Source organism: Streptomyces triticirhizae (genome assembly GCF_003696235.1).
Taxonomy (GTDB): domain Bacteria; phylum Actinomycetota; class Actinomycetes; order Streptomycetales; family Streptomycetaceae; genus Streptomyces; species Streptomyces triticirhizae.
In genome coordinates this window covers 25430-45273 of record NZ_RFFJ01000002.1, presented here as the reverse complement: position 1 = coordinate 45273, position 19844 = coordinate 25430, and the positions used below count along the sequence as shown (strand labels likewise).

Annotated in this window: 20 protein-coding genes; 11 read left to right on the top strand and 9 right to left on the bottom strand. The window is 71.9% G+C overall.

All coding sequences use genetic code 11. The features are described 5' to 3' along the window. Positions 1-21: 21 nt before the first annotated feature. From opcA to tkt, 4 genes are read right to left on the bottom strand one after another with little or no spacing between them, the layout of a single operon-like run. On the bottom strand, positions 22-1044 hold the full coding sequence (opcA, locus tag EBN88_RS00810) for a glucose-6-phosphate dehydrogenase assembly protein OpcA (RefSeq protein WP_122181809.1): 1023 nt from the start codon (positions 1042-1044) through the stop codon (positions 22-24). Continuing rightward, on the bottom strand, positions 1041-2567 hold the full coding sequence (gene zwf, locus EBN88_RS00805) for a glucose-6-phosphate dehydrogenase (protein ID WP_122181854.1): 1527 nt from the start codon (positions 2565-2567) through the stop codon (positions 1041-1043). The genes opcA and zwf overlap by 4 nt, the downstream gene beginning before the upstream one ends. Before the next feature lie 16 nt (positions 2568-2583). Further along, positions 2584-3702, bottom strand: coding sequence for a transaldolase (gene tal / locus EBN88_RS00800; protein ID WP_122181808.1), 1119 nt, complete (start codon positions 3700-3702; stop codon positions 2584-2586). A gap of 37 nt (positions 3703-3739) precedes the next feature. Continuing rightward, the gene (gene tkt / locus EBN88_RS00795) at positions 3740-5818 is read right to left on the bottom strand and encodes a transketolase (protein WP_122181807.1); all 2079 of its coding nucleotides are present in this window, start codon (positions 5816-5818) and stop codon (positions 3740-3742) included. Between the two features lie 384 nt (positions 5819-6202). Here tkt and EBN88_RS00790 point away from each other — a divergent pair, with 384 nt between their 5' ends. The 3 genes from EBN88_RS00790 (at position 6203) to EBN88_RS00780 (ending at position 8035) form a co-directional block, all read left to right on the top strand. Further along, complete coding sequence (locus tag EBN88_RS00790; protein WP_122181806.1) at positions 6203-7144, top strand: heme o synthase; 942 nt, start codon at positions 6203-6205, stop codon at positions 7142-7144. Positions 7145-7218: 74 nt separating this feature from the next. Continuing rightward, the gene (locus EBN88_RS00785; RefSeq protein WP_233580356.1) at positions 7219-7608 is read left to right on the top strand and encodes a hypothetical protein; all 390 of its coding nucleotides are present in this window, start codon (positions 7219-7221) and stop codon (positions 7606-7608) included. Positions 7609-7654: 46 nt separating this feature from the next. After that, positions 7655-8035 carry a glyoxalase superfamily protein gene (locus tag EBN88_RS00780; RefSeq protein ID WP_122181805.1) on the top strand — a complete coding sequence of 127 codons (381 nt, stop codon included), beginning with the start codon at positions 7655-7657 and terminating at the stop codon, positions 8033-8035. Between the two features lie 197 nt (positions 8036-8232). On the opposite strand, the gene EBN88_RS00775 is transcribed toward EBN88_RS00780, so the two are convergent. The 4 genes from EBN88_RS00775 to EBN88_RS00760 all read right to left on the bottom strand — a co-directional run bounded on the left by EBN88_RS00775 (position 8233) and on the right by EBN88_RS00760 (position 12388). Continuing rightward, complete coding sequence (locus EBN88_RS00775) at positions 8233-9216, bottom strand: COX15/CtaA family protein (protein WP_233580355.1); 984 nt, start codon at positions 9214-9216, stop codon at positions 8233-8235. Between the two features lie 86 nt (positions 9217-9302). Continuing rightward, complete coding sequence (locus EBN88_RS00770; protein ID WP_122181803.1) at positions 9303-10076, bottom strand: ABC transporter permease; 774 nt, start codon at positions 10074-10076, stop codon at positions 9303-9305. Further along, complete coding sequence (locus EBN88_RS00765) at positions 10073-11008, bottom strand: ABC transporter ATP-binding protein (RefSeq protein ID WP_122181802.1); 936 nt, start codon at positions 11006-11008, stop codon at positions 10073-10075. The genes EBN88_RS00770 and EBN88_RS00765 overlap by 4 nt, the downstream gene beginning before the upstream one ends. Before the next feature lie 78 nt (positions 11009-11086). Next, complete coding sequence (locus EBN88_RS00760) at positions 11087-12388, bottom strand: Gfo/Idh/MocA family oxidoreductase (RefSeq protein WP_122181801.1); 1302 nt, start codon at positions 12386-12388, stop codon at positions 11087-11089. A 237-nt stretch (positions 12389-12625) separates the two neighbouring features. On the opposite strand from EBN88_RS00760, the gene EBN88_RS00755 reads away from it, so the two are divergent. The 8 genes from EBN88_RS00755 to EBN88_RS00720 all read left to right on the top strand — a co-directional run bounded on the left by EBN88_RS00755 (position 12626) and on the right by EBN88_RS00720 (position 19475). After that, complete coding sequence (locus EBN88_RS00755; RefSeq protein WP_407703359.1) at positions 12626-13507, top strand: helix-turn-helix transcriptional regulator; 882 nt, start codon at positions 12626-12628, stop codon at positions 13505-13507. After that, complete coding sequence (sufB, locus tag EBN88_RS00750; RefSeq protein ID WP_122181799.1) at positions 13504-14925, top strand: Fe-S cluster assembly protein SufB; 1422 nt, start codon at positions 13504-13506, stop codon at positions 14923-14925. The genes EBN88_RS00755 and sufB overlap by 4 nt, the downstream gene beginning before the upstream one ends. 96 nt (positions 14926-15021) lie before the next feature. Next, positions 15022-16203: a Fe-S cluster assembly protein SufD gene (gene sufD / locus EBN88_RS00745; RefSeq protein ID WP_122181798.1), complete on the top strand. Its 1182-nt coding sequence runs from the start codon at positions 15022-15024 to the stop codon at positions 16201-16203. Beyond that, on the top strand, positions 16200-16538 hold the full coding sequence (locus tag EBN88_RS00740) for a non-heme iron oxygenase ferredoxin subunit (RefSeq protein ID WP_122181797.1): 339 nt from the start codon (positions 16200-16202) through the stop codon (positions 16536-16538). The genes sufD and EBN88_RS00740 overlap by 4 nt, the downstream gene beginning before the upstream one ends. Positions 16539-16547: 9 nt before the next feature. Continuing rightward, a complete protein-coding gene (gene sufC, locus EBN88_RS00735) occupies positions 16548-17309 on the top strand; it encodes a Fe-S cluster assembly ATPase SufC (protein ID WP_122181796.1) in 762 nt (253 codons plus the stop codon). A gap of 23 nt (positions 17310-17332) precedes the next feature. Continuing rightward, the gene (locus tag EBN88_RS00730; protein WP_122181852.1) at positions 17333-18589 is read left to right on the top strand and encodes a cysteine desulfurase; all 1257 of its coding nucleotides are present in this window, start codon (positions 17333-17335) and stop codon (positions 18587-18589) included. 48 nt (positions 18590-18637) lie between these two features. Continuing rightward, positions 18638-19108 carry a Fe-S cluster assembly sulfur transfer protein SufU gene (sufU, locus tag EBN88_RS00725; protein ID WP_122181795.1) on the top strand — a complete coding sequence of 157 codons (471 nt, stop codon included), beginning with the start codon at positions 18638-18640 and terminating at the stop codon, positions 19106-19108. Between the two features lie 31 nt (positions 19109-19139). Further along, positions 19140-19475 (top strand): metal-sulfur cluster assembly factor, encoded by a 336-nt coding sequence (locus EBN88_RS00720; RefSeq protein WP_122181794.1) that lies wholly within the window; start codon positions 19140-19142, stop codon positions 19473-19475. A gap of 123 nt (positions 19476-19598) precedes the next feature. Here EBN88_RS00720 and EBN88_RS00715 read toward each other — a convergent pair whose 3' ends face one another. After that, entirely contained in the window at positions 19599-19835 is a 237-nt protein-coding gene (locus EBN88_RS00715) for a hypothetical protein (protein WP_122181793.1), read from the bottom strand. Positions 19836-19844: the final 9 nt, after the last annotated feature.

Genomic DNA, 19844 nt, shown 5'->3' with positions numbered 1-19844 from the left:
GGACCAGCAGCCTCGGCGCGGTCACGAGGCGGCCTTGGCCGAAGCGCCCGCCTTCTTGCCCCTGGACCGGCCCCCGTTCCCCGAACTCCCCTCCGAGGCGCCGGCGTTGGCCCGTTCCCCGGCGGTGGCCGCCTCGCGCGGGGCGCGCACGGCCTGCGCGTACGCCTCGTCCGGGTCGAGACGGCGCAGCTCCTCGGCGAGCAGCTCCGAGGTGGCGCGCCGGTTGAGCGCCACATGCCGGTCGGGCTGGCCCGGCACGGCCAGGGTCGCCAGCGAGCCGTCGGGCCGGTCCAGGCAGATCTGCCCGTCCTCGACGGTCAGCCGCACGGCGGTGATCCCCGGGCCCTGGGTCGCGATCCGGGTGACGGGGACGCCGAGCCGACTGCCCAGCCAGAGCGCCAACAGCTCGGTGCTCGGGTTGTGTTCCTCGCCCTCGACCTCGGCGCCGGTGATCGGCGTGTGCTTCTGGTCCAGCGCCGCCGCCAGCACGCTGCGCCACGGCGTGATCCTGGTCCAGGCCAGGTCCGTGTCGCCCGGCGAGTAGACCTTGGCGCGGCGGGCCAGCTCGGCCGTCGGGTCCTCGGCGGCGGCCGCGTCGGTGATCCGCCGCTGCGCCAGCGCGCCCAGCGGGTCGTCCGAGGGGTGCGCCGGCGCCTCCTCGGGCCACCACACCACCACCGGGGCGTCCGGGAGCAGCAGCGGCAGGACCGCGCTGTGCGCGTGCCCGGCCAACTCGCCGTGCAGCCGCAGCAGCACCGTCTCCCCGATGCCGGTGTCCCCGCCGACCCGCACCTCGGCGTCCAGCCGGGCCGAGGCCCGCTCGCGCGGGGAACGGCCCGGCCGCGCGATGACGACCAGGGTGCGCGAGGGGTGCTCCTTGGACGCCTCGTTGGCGGCCTTGAGCGCGTCGTAGTGGTTGCCCTCGTCGGTCACGATGACCATGGTCAGCACCATGCCGACCGCCGGCGAGCCGGTGGTCCTGCGGGCCCTGATCAGCGTGGAGTTGATCTGGCTCGACGTGGTGTCCGTGAGATCGATGTTCATGGCCGCCGCCAGCTCCGTCCGTCGCGCGCCAGCATGTCGTCCGCCGCCTTGGGGCCCCAGGTGCCGGCGGTGTACGGCTCCGGCTTGCCGTGGCTCGCCCAGAACTCCTCGACCGGGTCGAGGATCTCCCAGGAGCGCTCGACCTCCTGGTGCCGGGGGAAGAGGTTGGCGTCGCCGAGCAGCAGGTCCAGCAGGAGCCGCTCGTACGCCTCCGGGCTGGACTCCGTGAAGGACTCGCCGTAGGCGAAGTCCATCGTCACGTCCCGGATCTCCATCTGGGTGCCGGGCACCTTGGAGCCGAAGCGGACCGTGATCCCCTCGTCCGGCTGCACCCGGATCACCAGGGCGTTGTGGCCCAACTCCTGGGTGTCCGTGGTGTTGAACGGCGAGTAGGGGGCGCGCTGGAAGACCACCGCGATCTCCGTGACCCGCCGGCCGAGCCGCTTGCCGGTCCGCAGGTAGAACGGGACGCCGGCCCAGCGGCGGTTGTCGATCTCCAGCTTTATGGCCGCGTAGGTGTCGGTGACCGAGGCCGGGTCGATCCCGTCCTCCTCCAGATAGCCGGCGACCTTCTCGCCGCCCTGCCAGCCCGCCGCGTACTGCCCGCGCACCGTGTGGGCGCCCAGGTCGGCCGGCAGCTTCACGGCGTTCAACACCTTGAGCTTCTCGGTGACCAGGGTGTCGGCGTCGAACGAGGAGGGCTCCTCCATGGCCGTCAGCGCGAGGAGTTGGAGCAGGTGGTTCTGGATGACGTCCCTGGCCGAGCCGATCCCGTCGTAGTACCCGGCCCGGCCGCCGATGCCGATGTCCTCGGCCATCGTGATCTGGACATGGTCCACGAACGAGCGGTTCCACAGCGGCTCGAACATGGTGTTGGCGAAGCGCAGCGCCAGAATGTTCTGGACCGTCTCCTTGCCCAGGTAGTGGTCGATCCGGAACACCTCGTGCGCCGGGAAGACGTCGTGCACCACCCGGTTCAGCTCGCGCGCCGAGGCCAGGTCGTGCCCGAAGGGCTTCTCGATCACCGCCCGCCGCCAGCTGTCGCCCGAGCCCTCGGAGAGCTGGTGCTTCTTCAACTGCCGCACCACGGTGGGGAAGAACTTCGGCGGCACCGACAGGTAGAACGCGAAGTTCCCCCCGGTGCCCCGCGCCTTGTCCAACTCATCGATGGTGCCCCGCAGTCGGACGAACGCGTCATCGTCGTCGAAGGTGCCCTGGACGAAGCGCATCCCCTCGGACAGCTGCCGCCAGACCTCCTCGCGGAACGGCGTCCTGGCGTGCTGCTTGACCGAGTCGTGCACCACCCGGGCGAAGTCCTCGTCCGCCCAGTCCCTGCGGGCGAAGCCCACCAGGGAGAAACCCGGCGGCAGCAGCCCGCGGTTGGACAGGTCGTAGACGGCCGGCATCAGCTTCTTGCGGGAGAGGTCGCCGGTAACCCCGAAGATGACCAGGCCCGACGGCCCCGCGATGCGGGGCAGCCGGCGGTCCTGGGCGTCGCGTAGCGGGTTTGTCTGGTTCCCGATACCGCTCACCGGGGTCTCAACCCTCCTCGCCCACCAGGCGCTCCAGCTCCGCCTTGGTGGACTCAAGAAGACCGACCCAGGCGGTCTCGAACTTCTCCACGCCCTCGTCCTCCAGCACCTGGACGACGTCGTCGTAGTCCACGCCGACCTTGGCCAGCGCGTCCAGGTCGGCGCGCGCCTGCTCGTAGGTGCCGGCGACGGTGTTCCCGGTGATCTCGCCGTGGTCCTCGGTCGCCCTCAGGGTGGCCTCCGGCATGGTGTTGACGGTGCCGGGGGCGACCAGCTCGGTGACGTAGAGCGTGTCCGGCAGGTTCGGGTCCTTCACGCCGGTCGAGGCCCACAGCGGACGCTGCACATTGGCCCCGGCGCGCTCCAGCGTCTGCCAGCGGTCGGCGGCGATGACCTCCTCGAACGCCTGGAACGCCAGCCGCGCGTTGGCGAGAGCCGCCCTGCCGCGCAGCTCGCGGGCCTCGTCGGTGCCGATGGCGTCCAGCCGCTTGTCGATCTCGGTGTCCACCCGGGAGACGAAGAACGAGGCCACCGAGTAGATCTTGTCCAGCTCAAGGCCCCTGGCCTTCGCCTGCTCAAGACCCTTCTGGTAGGCGTCCATCACCTCGCGGTAGCGCTCCAGCGAGAAGATCAGCGTCACGTTGACGCTGATGCCCCGCCCGATCGTCTCGGTGATGGCCGGCAGCCCGGCCCTGGTCGCCGGGATCTTGATGAACGTGTTGGGCCGGTCGACCAGCCAGGCCAGCTGCTTGGCCTCGGCGATGGTCGCGCGGGTGTTGTGCGCCAGGCGCGGGTCCACCTCGATCGACACCCGGCCGTCCCGGCCGCCGGTCGCCTCGTGCACCGGGCGCAGCACGTCGGCCGCGTCCCGCACGTCGGCGGTGGTGATCATGCGCACCGCCTCCTCGACCGTCACCCGGCGGGCCGCCAGGTCGGCCAACTGCTCCTCGTAGCCGTCGCCCTGGGAGATGGCCTTCTGGAAGATGGTCGGGTTGGTCGTCACGCCCACCACATGCTGCTGGTCGAGCAACTCGGCGAGGTCGCCGGACGAGATCCGCTTGCGGGACAGGTCGTCCAGCCAGATCGCGACACCCTCCTCGGAGAGGCGCTTCAGTGCGTCAGTCATGGAATTTCGCGTCTCCTGCGTTTCGTGTGTGTCGGTGTCAGCGCTCGGCGGCGGCCAGGGATTCCCGGGCCGCCCGGGCGACGGCCTCCGGGGTGATGCCGAACTCCCGGTAGAGGGTCTGGTAGTCGGCCGAGGCACCGAAGTGCTCAAGTGAGACCACCCGGCCCGCCTGCCCGACGTAGCGGTGCCAGGTGAGGCCGACACCCGCCTCGACCGCGACCCTGGCGTGCACGCCGGGCAACAGCACATGATCCCGGTACGCCTGGTCCTGCTCCTCGAACCACTCGGCGCACGGCATCGACACCACCCGAGTGGGCACCCCCTCGGCCTGGAGGGCCTCGCGGGCGGCGACCGCGAGGTGCACCTCGGAGCCGGTGGCGATCAGGATCACCCGGGGCGCCCCGCCCTCGGCCTCGGTGTGGACGTAGCCGCCCCTGGCGGCCTCCTCGTTGGGCGCGTAGGTCGGCACGTTCTGCCGGGTCAGGGCCAGGCCGTGCGGCGCGGGCGCGCTGCCGTGGCGGCGCAGGATCTCCCGCCAGGCGATGCTGGTCTCGTTGGCGTCGGCCGGGCGCACGATGTTGAGCCCGGGGATGGCGCGCAGCGCCGCCAGGTGCTCCACCGGCTGGTGGGTCGGCCCGTCCTCGCCCAGGCCGATCGAGTCGTGCGTCCAGACGTAGGTGACGGGCAGCCTCATCAGGGCGGCCAGCCGCACGGCCGGGCGCATGTAGTCCGAGAAGACCAGGAAGGTGCCGCCGTAGATCCGGGTGTTGCCGTGCAGCGCCACACCGTTCATCGCCGAGCCCATCGCGTGCTCGCGGATGCCGAAGTGCACGGTGCGGCCGTAGGGTTGGGCCTCGCTCAGCGGGTTGTCCGCCGGCAGGAACGACGAGGTGGCGTCGATCGTCGTGTTGTTGGAGCCGGCCAGGTCGGCGGAGCCGCCCCACAGCTCGGGCAGCACGCCGCCGAGGCGCTTGAGCACCTGGCCGGACGCCTTGCGGGTGGCGACGTCGGTGCCCGCCTCGAAGGTGGGCAGCGCGTCCTCCCAGCCCTCGGGCAGCTCGCCCGCGCTGACCCGGTCGAAGAGCGCGGCCCGCTCCGGGTTGGCCTCGCGCCAGTCGACCAGCCGCTTCTCCCAGTCGGCGCGCGCGGTCTGACCGCGCTCGACGGCCGCCCTGGCGTGGGCGAGCACCTCGGGCTCCACGGCGAAGTGCGCCTCGGGGTCGAAGCCCAGCACCCTCTTCGTGGCGGCGACCTCGTCGGCGCCGAGCGCCGAGCCGTGCGCGGCCTCGGTGTTCTGCGCGTTGGGCGCCGGCCAGGCGATGATCGAACGGGCCGCGATGATCGACGGCCGGTCGGCGACGGCCCGCGCCGCGAGGAACGCCTCGTGCAGCGCCGCCGGGTCCAGGTCGCCGTTCTCCCGGGGCGCGACCCGCTGGACGTGCCAGCCGTAGGACTCGAAGCGGGCCAGCACGTCCTCGGAGAACGCGGTCTGGGTGTCGCCCTCGATGGAGATGTGGTTGTCGTCGTAGAGCAGGACCAGGTTCCCCAGCTTCTGGTGCCCGGCCAGCGAGGCGGCCTCGGCGGCCACGCCCTCCTGGAGGCAGCCGTCGCCGGCGATGGCCCAGATCGTGTGGTCGAACGGGGAGGTGCCGGGGGCCGCCTCGGGGTCGAAGAGGCCCCGCTCGTAACGGACGGCCATCGCCATGCCCACGGCATTCGCCACGCCCTGGCCCAGCGGACCGGTGGTGGTCTCCACGCCGACCGTGTGCCCGTACTCGGGGTGGCCGGGGGTGCGCGAGCCCCAGGTGCGGAACGCCTTCAGGTCGTCCAGCTCCAACCCGTAACCGGCAAGGTACAGCTGGATGTAGAGGGTCAGGCTGGAGTGGCCGACGGACAGCACGAAGCGGTCCCTGCCGGCCCAGTCGGGGGTGGACGGGTCGTGCCGCATCAGCTTCTGGAAGAGCAGATAGGCGGCGGGGGCCAGGCTCATGGCCGTGCCGGGATGGCCGTTGCCGACCTTCTGCACGGAGTCCATGGCCAGGACGCGGGCGGTGTCAACGGCCCGTTGGTCCAGTTCGGTCCATTCGAGATCTGAGGTCGTCGGCTTGCTGCTCACCCTGCGTCAGGGCTCCTCTCCGGCAATGTGTAGCTGGTGACATGACGTTTCCGCCTGGCGGCGGAGTCGGCTCACCCGGCCGAGTCGAGCCTACCTCTGGCCAAGGGGCCGCCTCCGGGCGCTGACAGCATCCGACTGACAGCTTCTGGACGTGGGCCGCCGCCGTGGGCGCCCCGCGTCGGGGCCGGGAGGGGCGCCGGCGCCAACACGGCACCCCCCGGGGCGGGTGGCGGGAGACGGGCGACTACAGTGGCGGGGTATGTGCGGACCTCACCATCCGGCCCGACGCCGACCGGGGTCCGCCCAGCCCGCCCCCGGCTCCACCTGCCCCCACGGGTGGGCGGACGCCCTTCGATCGCTGATGTCGCACATCCAGAGGTGCCCGTGACGGCCGTTGATTCCCGCCCTGTGGCAGGGTCCGCTTCGGGCTCCGACCCTTGGTCGGCGGGAGACCGGGTCAAGGCGTTCATCGCACTGACGAAGCCCCGCATCATCGAGCTGCTGCTGATCACCACGGTCCCGGTGATGTTCCTCGCGGCCGGCGACGTGCCGGACCTGTGGCTGGTCCTGGCGACCTGCGTTGGCGGGTATCTCTCGGCCGGCGGCGCCAACGCGTTGAACATGTGGTTCGACCGGGACATCGACGCCCTGATGGAGCGCACCCGCAACCGCCCGCTGGTGACGGGGATCGTCTCGCCGGGGGAGTGCCTCACCTTCGGTCTGGTGCTGGCCGTGGTCTCCACCGCGTGGCTCGGCGTGACCGTCAACTGGGTCTCCGCCTGGCTGGCGTTGGGGGCGCTGCTGTTCTATGTGCTGGTCTACACGATGCTGTTGAAGCGGCGGACCAGGCAGAACATCGTCTGGGGCGGCATCGCCGGCTGTATGCCGGTGCTGATCGGCTGGTCCTCGGTGACGGGCGAGGTCTCCTGGGCGGCCGTGATCCTCTTCCTGGTGATGTTCTTCTGGACGCCGCCGCACTACTGGCCGCTGTCGATGAAGGTCAAGGACGACTACGCCCGGGTCGGCGTGCCGATGCTGCCCGTTGTCGCGGGGAACCGCGCGGTGGCCCGGCAGATCGTCGTCTACAGCTGGGTGATGGTCGCGATCTCGCTGCTGCTGTGGCCGCTGGGCTACACCGGCTGGTTCTACCCCGTGGTGGCCGTGCTGGCCGGCGGCTGGTGGCTCTGGGAGGCGCACGCGCTGCACGCGCGCGCCCGGGCCGGGGTGACCGGGGCCAAGCTGAAGGAGATGCGGCTCTTCCACTGGTCCATCACCTATGTCTCGTTGCTCTTCCTCGCGGTGGCCATCGATCCCTTCCTCCGCTGAGGCCCGCCGGGCCTCTTCCCCGGGCCGCCGGCTCTCCCGGCTTCCGAGGCTTACCGGCGGGTAGCATACGGGGCATGACTGACACCGCAGAGAACGCCGAGAACGGCTCGGTCCCCGAGGAAGTCGTCCCGGACCGCGCGACCGAGCGCCGGACCGCGCGGGTGACCCGTCGGCTGCGCGGCTTCGTCGCCCGCCACGGGGCGGAGACCGAGGGGCAGATCAGCTATCTGGGGGAGCGCGGCTACCGGCTGGTGCTGGTCGGTCGGGACGGCGCCTTCGGGGACCAGGTCGCGCCGGGGCGGGAGATCCTCGTCCGGGCGGCGGAGCGGGCCGGGATCACGCTGCGGGAGTCCTTCGACGGGGAGTTGGCGGCCCGGGTGCGCACCGGGCCCTACGAGTGGTCCCGGATGGCCGGCCTCCAGATCGGCGGCCCGTCGAACGGGGGCCCGTCGAACGGCCGTTGACCTGCGGCTTCGGCCGACTGTCAGTGGCATGGGCCATCATGCGGGCATGAACGAGAACGTCGCCGTCGAGGAGGCCATCCCGATCCTGCGGGTGCGGGAGGTGGCCGCCGCGCTCGGCTGGTACCTGCGGCTGGGGTTCGGGCTGCGCTGGGAGCACCGCTTCGAGCCGGGCTTCCCTGTCTTCGCCGAGGTCGCGCGGGGTGCCCTGCGCCTCTTTCTCTCCGAGCACGAGGGGGACGCCCGCCCCGGCGGGCTGGTGTATCTGCGGCTGGCCGATCTGGACGCGGTGGCCGAGGAGTTCGGGGTCGTGCCGAGGGACGAGCCCTGGGGCCGGGAGATCGAGCTGACCGACCCCGACGGCAACCGCCTGCGGATATCGGACGCCCTCTCCGAGGGGGCCGGGGAGGGAGCCCGCCCGCAGGCGTGACCGGGGGTCTCCCCGAGGGACCTCCGGGCGTCCGGGGCCGCTCGTTCCCCGGGGCGAGCCGGGAGTTTCGAGCCGCAGGGCTTCCGGGGCGGCGGCCCGCCGGGATCGGCGGAAGACCGGGCGGGCTCGGCCGGTGCGGGAGGTCGCCGGGCGCCCCTCGGGAGCCGGCCTACGGCTGGGCGCCGGGGCTGGCCCGGTCAGGAGACCGTGGTCAGCGGCGGGGTCGCGCGGGCCGGCGGCTCGTCCGTGGGGGGCGCGCCTTCGCGCTCGCGGGTGGACAGCAGCAGCCGCAGCGTGGCGATCCAGACCAGGGTGGCGCCCAACAGGTGGATTCCGACGAGGAGTTCCGGCTCGTCGAGGAAGTACTGGACATAGCCGATCACGCCCTGGGCGAGCAGCACCAGCAGCAGCTCCCGCGCCCTGGCCAGCACCGCCGGCGGGGCGTCCACCACCCGCAGGCCCAGCCAGATGGCCAGGGTGCCCAGCACCACCAGCCAGGCCAGGGCCGAGTGGACCCGGGTGATGGTGTCCCAGTCGAACGGCATCCGCTCGATCTCGCTGTCGTCCCCCGCGTGCTTGCCCGAGCCGGTCACCCCGGTGCCCACGACCACCAGCGCGGCGGCCAGCACCGTCAGCCCGGCGACCGCGCGGCGGACCGGGACGCCCACCAGCGGGCGGGGCGGCCCGTCGCCTTCGCGGGCGCGCACCCAGCTCACCGTGGTCACGGTCACCAGCGCCGTGGCGGCGAGGAAGTGGGCGGCGACGATGAACGGGTTCAGCTCGGTGAGCACGGTGATCCCGCCGAGCACCCCGTTGAAGGCGATCACCCAGAACTGGGCCCAGCCCAGCCTGGTCAGCGAGCGGCGCCGGGGCTTGGCCGACCTGGCCGCGACGATGAACCAGCCGACGGCCGCCGAGACCACATAGGTCATCAGCCGGTTGCCGAACTCTATGGCGCCGTGGAAGCCCATCTCCGTGGTGGCGACGAGGCTCTCGTCGCTGCACTTGGGCCAGGTGTCGCAGCCGAGGCCCGAGCCGGTCAGCCGGACCGCGCCCCCGGTCACCACGATGACCACGCTCATCACCAGGGCGGCCAGCGCCGCGCGCCGCACGGTCTCGGGCCGGGGCGTCCAGCGGGCGGCGACGGAGGCGAGGGGGTTTCGCACGACTTCCTTGAGCACCCGCTCATCGTAGGCCCCGGCTTGTGCGCGGATTCACGAGCCCCCGCCCGACGGGCCGTGCGGCGCGTCACTCCCGGCGGAGCGCGTCACTCCCAGCGGAAGAAGCGCGCCGCCAGGCCCAGGCCCGCCACCGACCAGCCGGCCAGCACCGCCACGTCCGAGGCCGCCGGCCAGCCGCCCTCGCGCAGCACCTCCCGCAGCCCGTCCGCCAGGGCCGGCACCGGCAGCAGCTCCAACACCGAGCGCACCCCGTCCGGATACTCGGTCAGCGGCACGATCACCCCGCCGAAGAACAGCAGCAGCACGAAGACCAGGTTGGCGGCGGCCAGCGTCGCCTCGGCCCGCAGGGTGCCGGCCATCAGCAGCCCGAGACCGGAGAGCGCGGCCGTGCCCAGCAGCATCAGCCCGGCGACGGCGAGCGGGTTCCCCCTCGGCGACCAGCCCAGCGCCAGCGCGACCACCACCAGCAGCAGGGTCTGGAACACGAGCGTGACCAGCACCGCGCCTGTCTTCCCCACCAGCAGCGCCCAGCGTGGCAACGGCGAGACGCCCAGCCGCTTGAGCACCCCGTACCGCCGCTCGTAGCCGGTGGCGATGGCCTGCCCGGTGAACGCGGTGGAGAGCACGGCCAGCGCCAGCACTCCCGGCGCCAGGAAGTCGACCCGCTCGCCCGGGCCGGTGTCGATCAGGTCGACCGAGCTGAAGAGGGCCAGCAGCAGCGCCGGGATGATCATGGTGAGCAGCAGCTGCTCCCCGTGCCGCAACAGCATCCGCGCCTCAAGCGCGGTCTGCGCCAGGATCATACGCGGCAGCGGGGCGGCGCCGGGGGCGGGGGAGTAGCGGCCGGTGGCGGCGGTCATGCGCGAAGTTCCCTGCCCGTCAGTTCGAGGAAGACGTCCTCCAGCGTGTGCCGCCGGGTGGTGATCCGGTCGGCCAGCACGCCGTGTTGGGCGCACCAGGCGGTCACCGTCGCCAGCAGCCTGGGGCCCACGTCGCCGGTGATCCGGTAGTTCCCCGGCGTCGGCTCCGTGACCTCGGCGTCGGCGGGCAGCGCGGCGCGCAGCGAGGCCAGGTCGAGCCCGGGCCGCCCGGCGAAGCGCAGCACGTCGGCCCCGCCGCCCCGGCACAGCTCGGCCGGGCTGCCGTCGGCGATCACCCGACCGCCGTCCAGGATGGCGACCCGGTCCGCCAACTCCTCGGCCTCGTCCATCAGATGGGTGCTCAGCACGACGGTGACCCCGTCGTTCCGCAGCTCCCGCACCAGTTCCCAGGTCGCCTGGCGGGCCTGTGGGTCGAGCCCGGCGGTCGGCTCGTCGAGGAAGACCAGCTCGGGCCGGCCCACCACGGCCATGGCGAGGGCCAGCCGCTGCCGCTGCCCGCCGGAGAGCCGCCGGTAGGGCGTCCGCCCGCAGGAGCCGAGCCCCAGCCGCTCGCCGAGCGCGGCCACGTCGAGGGGGTGCGCGTAGAGGCTCGCGACATGGCGGAGCATCTCCCCGGCGCGCGCGCCCGGGTACACGCCCCCCTCCTGCAACATCACACCGATCCGCGATCGGAGCCGTCGGCCGTCCGCGACCGGGTCGAGCCCGAGCACCCGAAGCCGCCCGGCGTCCATCCGGCGGTAGCCCTCGCACGCCTCGATGGTGGTGGTCTTGCCCGCGCCGTTGGGCCCGAGCACGGCGGTCACCTGGTGCGCGGGAACGGTGAGGTCGAGGTTGTCCACGGCGATCCGTTCGCCGTACCGCTTGACCAGGCCGGCCGCCTCGACCGCCGGTGGAACCCCCGCGCTGCGCATGGGGCGAGTCTAGGTCGGCCGGCGCGCCGGGCCGCCGCCCGGGTGCGCCGGCCGACCCGCGCCCGGGCCCGGCCCCGTTCAGTCGGCCAGCCTGGTGCCCCCGTCGAGGAGCCGCACCGGCTGCCCGGTGCGGGCCGACTCGTTGCCGGCGACCCCGGTCAGCACGCTGCGGATGCCGGCCAGATACCCGGCCTGCCGGCGCAGCGGGTCCTCGCTCGCGCCCCGGAAGACGTCGTCCAGCAGCAGTCGGTCGCCGCCGCCGTGCCCGCCGGTGCCCTGCTCGATGGGCACATCCTCGGGCGGCTGCCAGTGCCGGTGCAGGGTGAGGCGCTCCGCGTAGCCGTCGTCGTCGCCGTGTCCCTTGGCGCTGGGGTCGATCGCCGCCTCCCTGGACGCCCAGGCCCGTTCGGTCACCGCCAGCTCCAGCCGCCCGCCGGTGCCGTTGAAGACCACCCGGTACCCCTCCCAGGGGGCGTAGGCGTGCAGCGCGTAGGTGAGTTGGACCCCGTTGTCGTAGCGGACCAGCAGCGACATGGTGTCGGCGATGTCGATGCCGGGGCCGAAGACGTCCCGGTCCCGCAGGTAGCCGTCCTCGTGCTCGGCGTCCAGGTAGAGCGCCTTGAGGGTGGGGTCGGCGGCCAGGTCCAGCAGGAACGGGTCGCTGCCCAGGCCCGGCGCGCCCCGCCCGCGCTCCGGGCGGGGGCCGAGTTCGGCGGCCGGCGGGTTGGCGTCCCCGTAGAAGCGGAGTCCCTGCTGGGCGAAGACCAGCTCGGGGCCGGCGTCCAGCCACCAGTTGACCAGGTCGAAGTGGTGGGTGGACTTGTGGACCAGCAGCCCGCCGGAGTTGCGCGCCTCGCGGTGCCAGCGGCGGAAGTAGTCGGCGCCGTGCAGGGTGTCGAGCGCCCACTCGAAGTGCACGGCGGTCACCCGCCCGATGGCGCCCTCGGCGAGCACCCGGCGGACGGCCGAGTTGCGGGGCGAGTAGCGGTAGTTGAAGGTCACGACCAGCCGTCCTGGGCCGCGCTCGGCGGCCTCGGCGATGGCGGCGCAGCCGGCGGCGTCGGTGGTCATCGGCTTCTCGACCACCACGTCGCGGCCGGCCTGGAGCGCGGCCACCACATAGCGGGCGTGGGTGGCGTCCACGGTGGTGACGATCACGGCGTCGGCCAGCGCGAGCACCCGGTCGAACGCGTCCGGGTGGAAGGTGGGAACGGGCGGCAGGCCGGCGGCCTCGATCCGCGCGTTGTGGTGGTTCATCCGGGTCCGGTTGGTGTCGCAGAGGGCGATGATCTCTCCTGCGTCGCGCCAGTCGCCGAGCAGCGCGTCCGCGTAGAGGTGGGCGCGGCTGCCGAGGCCGACCAGGGCGTAGCGGCGTGTCATGGAAGCTTCTCCCGAGAGGGGGCGGGGCCGTGCGGGCGCGCGGGACCACCGCTCAGAGAAAGCGCTTACCCCCGGCGCCTGGTCCACCCTTTCCCGTCGCCTGACGCGCGTCAAGGGGTGGTCGGCCGCGAGCGGGAGCCCCGGCGCGAGGTTAGGTTCGCCTTACGTGATGTACTGCATCCCGGCTGGTCAGAACGCGGCTTGCTCGGCTCGCCGGAATTACGCAACAATGACGTTGTGAAAAACGGGAGCGACCGGAACGAGACACCGACGGCCCATCGGGCCACCGGTGTGTCCGCCCTGCCGCACGCCCCCGACGAGCAGTCGAACACGCGCCGTCGGGTCGCCCGTTCCATCCTCGACCACGGCCCCTCCACGGCCGCGCAGCTGGCCGACCGGCTGGGCCTGACGCAGGCCGCCGTCCGGCGCCATCTGGACGCGCTGGTGGCCGACGCGCTGGTGGAGCCCCGCGAGAAGCGGGTCTATGGCTCGCGCGGCCGGGGCCGGCCCGCCAAGGTCTTCGCGATCACCGACCTCGGCCGGGACGCCTTCGACCAGGCGTACGACGAGCTGGCCGTCGAGGCGCTGCGCTGGATCGAGCGCGCCGCCGGCGGCGGGGAGCGCGGCGCCGCCGCCGTGCTGGCCTTCGCCAGGGCGCGGGCCGCCTCCCAGGCCGAGCGGTATCGTTCGCTGGTGGAGCGGGTGCCCCCCGAGGAGCGGGCCAGGGCGCTGGCCGAGGCGCTGTCGCGGGACGGCTACGCCGCCGCCACGCGCGGTGTCGCGGCGCCCGCCGGGCAGCAGCTCTGCCAGCACCACTGTCCGGTCGCGCACGCGGCGGCGTCCTTTCCCCAGCTCTGCGAGGCGGAGACCGAGGTCTTCTCCGAGCTGCTGGGCAGCCACGTACAGCGGCTGGCGACCATCGCGCACGGCGATGGCGTCTGCACCACCTTCGTCCCCGACACCTCGGCCGCCGCCCCGGCGGACGGTGGGGCGGAGAGCCGGCGGCCGGCCGGCGGGCCCCGGCCCCGAGGCACACCGGCCGACGGCACCCACCGCAGCACCGTCACACCCCCCAAGACCACCGCACACGCACGCACCGCCGGGAGGAACCCCGCATGACGTCCCCTACGGAGACCGCCCACCCCGAGCTGGATGGCCTGGGCACCTACGAGTACGGCTGGGCCGACCCGGACGCCGCCGGCGCCGCCGCCAGGCGTGGCCTGTCCGAGGAGGTCGTCCGCGACATCTCGGCCAAGAAGTCCGAGCCCGAGTGGATGCTGCGGATGCGGCTGAAGGCGCTCAAGCTCTTCGGCAAGAAGCCCATGCCCACCTGGGGCTCCGACCTCAGCGGCATCGACTTCGACAACATCAAGTACTTCGTGCGCTCCACCGAGAAGCAGGCCCAGAGCTGGGAGGACCTGCCGGAGGACATCAAGAACACCTACGACAAGCTGGGCATCCCCGAGGCGGAGAAGCAGCGGCTGGTCGCGGGCGTGGCCGCGCAGTACGAGTCGGAGGTCGTGTACCACCAGATCCGTGAGGACCTGGAGAAGCAGGGCGTGATCTTCCTGGACACGGACACCGCGCTGCGCGAGCACCCGGAGATCTTCCAGGAGCACTTCGGCACCGTGATCCCGGCCGGCGACAACAAGTTCGCCGCGCTCAACACGGCCGTCTGGTCCGGCGGATCGTTCATCTACGTCCCGCCGGGCGTGCACGTCGACATCCCGCTCCAGGCCTACTTCCGGATCAACACGGAGAACATGGGCCAGTTCGAGCGGACGCTGATCATCGTCGACGAGAACGCCTACGTGCACTACGTCGAGGGCTGCACCGCGCCGATCTACCAGTCGGACTCGCTGCACTCGGCGGTCGTGGAGATCATCGTCAAGAAGGGCGGCCGCTGCCGCTACACGACCATCCAGAACTGGTCGAACAACGTGTACAACCTGGTGACCAAGCGCGCCGTCGCGCACGAGGGCGCCACCATGGAGTGGGTCGACGGCAACATCGGCTCCAAGGTCACCATGAAGTACCCGGCGATCTACCTGATGGGCGAGCACGCCAAGGGCGAGACGCTCTCCATCGCCTTCGCCGGCGAGGGCCAGCACCAGGACGCCGGCGCCAAGATGGTGCACATGGCGCCCAGGACCTCGTCCAACATCGTCTCCAAGTCGGTGGCCAGGGGCGGCGGTCGGACCTCCTACCGTGGCCTGATCGAGATCGCCGAGGGCGCCGAGGGCTCGAAGTCCAACGTGCTGTGCGACGCGCTGCTCGTCGACACGATCTCCCGTTCCGACACCTACCCGTACACGGACGTCCGCGAGGACGACGTGACCATGGGCCACGAGGCGACGGTCTCCAAGGTCAGCGACGACCAGCTGTTCTACCTGATGAGCCGGGGCCTGTCGGAGGACGAGGCGATGGCGATGATCGTGCGCGGCTTCGTCGAGCCGATCGCCAAGGAGCTGCCGATGGAGTACGCCCTGGAGCTGAACCGGCTGATCGAGCTTCAGATGGAGGGCGCGGTCGGCTGACCGCCCGCCCCCGACCGAGCCACCCGACGTGGCCTGGTGTCGTGCGTCTTCCACGGCCCCGGCCCTGAACCCAAGAGAGCGAGCACGACGAGACCCATGGCTGAGGCCCAGAGTATGCCCGGCGCCGACAGTGCGGGGGAGGCGGTCGCGGCGGCCGTCGAGTCCTCCGTGGTCACCCGCACCAGCGCCCCGCCGTCGTTCGACGTGGCGGACTTCCCGGTGCCGCACGGCCGCGAGGAGGAGTGGCGGTTCACCCCGCTCGACCGGCTGCGCGGCCTGCACGACGGCACGGCGACGGCGAACGGCTCGATGAAGGTCGAGCTGTCCGCGCCCGAGGGCGTCACCGTCGAGACCGTCGGCCTGGACGACCCCAGGGTCGGCCGCGCCGGCACGCCGGTGGACCGGGTCGCGGCGCAGGCGTTCAGCTCGGTGGAGAAGGCCACCGTGGTCGCGGTGCCCAGGGACGCGGTGCTGCCCGAGCCGGTGCGGCTGAGCCTGCACGGCGAGGGCGGCGTCACCTTCGGGCACACGATCTTCGACATCGGCGCCTTCGCCGAGGCGGTCCTCGTGCTGGACCACACCGGCGACACCGTCCGGGGCGCCAACGTCGAGTTCCTGGTCGGCGACGGCGCCAAGCTCACCGTGGTCTCGGTCCAGGACTGGGACGACACGGCCGTCCATGTCACCCAGCACAACGTGCTGGTCGGCCGGGACGCCTCGGTCAAGTCGATCGTCGTCACCTTCGGTGGCGACGTGGTCCGCGTGCACCCCCGGGTCAGCTACGCGGGCCCCGGCGGCGAGGCCGAACTGTACGGGCTGTACTTCACCGACGAGGGCCAGCACCACGAGCACCGGCTGCTCGTCGACCACAACGCCCCCAACTGCCGCAGCAACGTCGCCTACAAGGGCGCGCTCCAGGGCGAGACGGCCCGCGCGGTGTGGATCGGCGACGTGGTGATCCGCGCCCAGGCCACCGGGACCGACACCTACGAGCTGAACCGGAACCTGGTCCTCACCGATGGCGCCCGGGTCCACTCGGTGCCGAACCTGGAGATCGAGACCGGCGAGATCCAGGGCGCCGGCCACGCCTCGGCGACCGGCCGCTTCGAGGACGAGCAGCTGTTCTACCTGATGGCCAGGGGCATCCCGGCCGAGGAGGCCCGCCGCCTCGTGGTGCGCGGCTTCTTCGCCGAACTGGTCCAGCAGATCGGCGTCAAGGACGTCGAGGAGCGGCTGCTGGCCAAGCTGGAGGCCGAGCTGGCGGAGTCCATCGCATGAGCGGCGCGACCTACCAGCCGGCCTGCACGCTGGGCGACCTGTCCGAGGACACCCCGCACCGGGTCGAGATCGACGGCACCCCGGTCGCCGTGGTCCGCACCGAGGGCGAGGTGTTCGCCGTCAACGACATCTGCTCGCACGCGAACGTCTCGCTCTCCGAGGGCGAGGTCGACAACTGCCAGATCGAGTGCTGGCTGCACGGCTCCAGCTTCGACCTGCGCACCGGCAAGCCCTCGGGCCCGCCGGCCACCCGTCCCATCCCCACCTACCCCGTCAAGATCGAAGGAGAGGGCCCGGCGGCGACCGTGCTCGTCTCCCTCACCCAGGAGTCCTGAGGCATCCCCATGGCAACGCTTGAGATCCACGACCTGCACGTCTCCGTCGAGACCGAGACCGGCTCCACCGAGATCCTGCGCGGTGTCGACCTGACCGTGAAGCAGGGCGAGACGCACGCCATCATGGGCCCCAACGGCTCCGGCAAGTCCACCCTCGCCTACTCGCTCGCCGGCCACCCCAAGTACACCGTCACCGGCGGCACCGTGACGCTCGACGGCGAGGACGTCCTGGAGATGTCCGTCGACGAGCGGGCCAGGGCCGGCGTCTTCCTCGCCATGCAGTACCCGGTGGAGGTCCCCGGCGTCTCCGTCTCCAACTTCCTGCGCACCTCGGCCACCGCGATCAGGGGCGAGGCGCCGCGCCTGCGTACCTGGGTCAAGGAGGTCAAGGAGGCGATGGAACGGCTGGAGATGGACCCGTCCTTCGCCGACCGCAACGTCAACGAGGGCTTCTCCGGCGGCGAGAAGAAGCGCCACGAGATCCTCCAGCTGGAGCTGCTCCGCCCCAAGATCGCGATCCTCGACGAGACCGACTCGGGCCTGGACATCGACGCGCTGCGGATCGTCTCCTCCGGCGTCAACCGCGTCCGGGAGACCGGCGAGGTCGGCACCCTGCTGATCACCCACTACACGCGCATCCTGCGCTACATCAAGCCCGACCACGTGCATGTCTTCGCCGGCGGCCGGATCGTCGAGTCCGGCGGCGCCGAGCTGGCCGACAAGCTGGAGGCCGAGGGCTACGAGCAGTACACCAAGGGGGCTGCCTCATGACCGAAGGGCACCCGGTGTCCGACGTGTCCGGCCTGCCGGGCCTGTTGGACACCGAAGCCATCCGCAAGGACTTCCCGATCCTGGACCGCACCGTCCACGAGGGCAGGCCGCTGGTCTACCTGGACAACGCGGCCAGCTCGCAGAAGCCCCGGCAGGTGCTGGACGCGCTCGCCGACTACTACGAGCGCCACCACGCCAACGTCCACCGGGGCGTCCACGTCCTGGCCGAGGAGGCCACCGCGCTCTACGAGGGCGCCAGGGACAAGGTCGCGGCGTTCATCAACGCGCCCAGCCGGGACGAGGTGGTCTTCACCAAGAACGCCTCGGAGTCGCTCAACCTGGTCGCCAACATGCTGGGCCTGGCCGACGAGCCCTACCGGGTGGACTCCGGGACCGAGATCGTCATCACGGAGATGGAGCACCACTCCAACATCGTGCCCTGGCAGTTGCTGGCGCAGCGCACCGGCGCGAAGCTGAAGTGGTTCGGGCTCACCGACGAGGGCCGGCTCGACCTGTCCCGGATCGACGAGGTGATCACCGAGCGCACCAAGATCGTGTCGTTCGTCCTGGTCTCCAACGTGCTCGGCACGCACAACCCGGTCGAGGCCATCGTGCGCCGCGCCCAGGAGGTCGGCGCGCTGGTGCTGATCGACGCCTCGCAGGCGGCGCCGCACATGCCGATGGACGTGCAGTCGTTGCAGGCCGACTTCGTTGCGTTCACCGGCCACAAGATGTGCGGCCCGACCGGGATCGGCGTGCTCTGGGGCCGGCAGGAGCTGCTGGAGGACCTCCCGCCGTTCCTTGGCGGTGGCGAGATGATCGAGACCGTCACCATGAGTTCGTCCACCTATGCGCCGGCCCCGCACAAGTTCGAGGCCGGCACCCCGCCGATCGCCCAGGCGGTCGGCCTCGGCGCGGCCGTGGACTATCTCACCGCCATCGGCATGGAGCGGATCGCCGCCCACGAGCGGGCGATCACGGGCTATGCGCTGGAGCGGCTCTCCCGGGTGGAGGGGCTGCGGATCATCGGCCCGGTGACCCCGGAGGACCGGGGCGCGACGATCTCGTTCACGCTCGGCGACATACACCCGCACGACGTGGGCCAGGTGCTGGACGAGCAGGGCATCGCGGTCCGGGTCGGCCACCACTGCGCGCGGCCGGTCTGTCTGCGGTACGGAATTCCGGCGACCACGCGGGCGTCGTTCTATCTGTACTCCACGCCGGCCGAGGTGGACGCCCTGGCCGACGGGCTGGAGTACGTGCGTGGCTTCTTCGGGTGACCGGCCGGGGATGACGACGGCGACGGGTGAGACGGAACGGACGAGGGTGTGCAGCTGCAATCGATGTACCAGGAAGTGATCCTGGACCACTACAAGAACCCGCACGGCCACGGCCTGCGCGCGGGCGACGCCGAGGTCCACCACGTCAATCCGACCTGCGGTGACGAGATCACCCTGCGGGTGCGGTACGACGGGGAGCGGATCGCGGACGTCTCCTACGAGGGGCAGGGCTGCTCGATCAGCCAGGCCAGCGCCTCGGTGCTCAACGAGCTGCTGGTGGACAGGGAGTTGCCCGAGGCCCTGGAGATCCAGCGGACCTTCCTGGAGCTGATGCAGTCGCGCGGCCAGATCACCCCGGACGACGCGATGGAGGAGCTGCTCCAGGACGCGGTGGCGTTCGCCGGCGTCTCCAAGTACCCGGCGCGGGTCAAGTGCGCCCTGCTGAGCTGGATGGCGTGGAAGGACGCCACGGCGCAGGCGTTGGGCGACGAGGCCACGGCGCGGGGCGAGCAGTCATGACAGGCGAGGCGAACGAGAGAGGTGCTGTCGCATGAGCGAGACCGAGACGGTCGCCAGCCCGGCGAGCGAGGAGGAGATCCGCGAGGCCATGATGGACGTGGTCGACCCCGAGCTGGGGATCGACGTGGTCAATCTGGGGCTGATCTACGGCGTGCACGTTGACGAGAGCAATGTGGCGACCGTCGACATGACGCTGACCTCGGCGGCCTGCCCGCTGACGGATGTCATCGAGGACCAGGCGAAGTCGGCGACCGAGGGGCTGGTGAGCGAGCTGAAGATCAACTGGGTCTGGATGCCGCCGTGGGGCCCCGACAAGATCACGGACGACGGGCGCGACCAGCTGCGCGCGCTGGGGTTCAACGTCTGACGGTTCCCGTCGCGAGGGGCCGACGGTCCCGTGGCAGGGGGCGCCCGGTGTGGGCGCCCCCTTTCCGCTGTCCGCCTTCCCGAGGGTTCGGTGAACGGTCGCCGCGCCGTGGCCGGTGAACGGTCAGGCGTGGTCGACCAGTTGGGCGTGCCCCTGGGTGCGGGCGCAGTGGGCGCAGCAGTAGAACTGGCCCTCCTCGGTCTCCAGCCCGTGGCCCAGGATGCGGCACTGACAGTTCTCGCAGATCGGGGCCATGCGCTGGGCCGCGCACTCCAGGCTGTCGAAGACGTGAACCTGGCCGGCGGCCCGCACCTCGAAGGCCATGCGGTAGTCGTTGCCGCAGACCTCACACTGAGCCATCTCGTTGCT

What these genes read in the sequence shown, in the direction of transcription:
- opcA (WP_122181809.1), bottom strand. Translation starts at nt 1,044, where the DNA reads ATGAACATCGATCTCACGGACACCACGTCGAGCCAGATCAACTCCACG.
- sufB (WP_122181799.1), top strand. Translation starts at nt 13,504, where the DNA reads ATGACGTCCCCTACGGAGACCGCCCACCCCGAGCTGGATGGCCTGGGC.
- EBN88_RS00765 (WP_122181802.1), bottom strand. Translation starts at nt 11,008, where the DNA reads ATGCGCAGCGCGGGGGTTCCACCGGCGGTCGAGGCGGCCGGCCTGGTC.
- EBN88_RS00720 (WP_122181794.1), top strand. Translation starts at nt 19,140, where the DNA reads ATGAGCGAGACCGAGACGGTCGCCAGCCCGGCGAGCGAGGAGGAGATC.
- sufC (WP_122181796.1), top strand. Translation starts at nt 16,548, where the DNA reads ATGGCAACGCTTGAGATCCACGACCTGCACGTCTCCGTCGAGACCGAG.
- tal (WP_122181808.1), bottom strand. Translation starts at nt 3,702, where the DNA reads ATGACTGACGCACTGAAGCGCCTCTCCGAGGAGGGTGTCGCGATCTGG.
- EBN88_RS00770 (WP_122181803.1), bottom strand. Translation starts at nt 10,076, where the DNA reads ATGACCGCCGCCACCGGCCGCTACTCCCCCGCCCCCGGCGCCGCCCCG.
- EBN88_RS00785 (WP_233580356.1), top strand. Translation starts at nt 7,219, where the DNA reads ATGACTGACACCGCAGAGAACGCCGAGAACGGCTCGGTCCCCGAGGAA.
- EBN88_RS00715 (WP_122181793.1), bottom strand. Translation starts at nt 19,835, where the DNA reads ATGGCTCAGTGTGAGGTCTGCGGCAACGACTACCGCATGGCCTTCGAG.
- EBN88_RS00740 (WP_122181797.1), top strand. Translation starts at nt 16,200, where the DNA reads ATGAGCGGCGCGACCTACCAGCCGGCCTGCACGCTGGGCGACCTGTCC.
- sufD (WP_122181798.1), top strand. Translation starts at nt 15,022, where the DNA reads ATGGCTGAGGCCCAGAGTATGCCCGGCGCCGACAGTGCGGGGGAGGCG.
- EBN88_RS00760 (WP_122181801.1), bottom strand. Translation starts at nt 12,388, where the DNA reads ATGACACGCCGCTACGCCCTGGTCGGCCTCGGCAGCCGCGCCCACCTC.
- EBN88_RS00780 (WP_122181805.1), top strand. Translation starts at nt 7,655, where the DNA reads ATGAACGAGAACGTCGCCGTCGAGGAGGCCATCCCGATCCTGCGGGTG.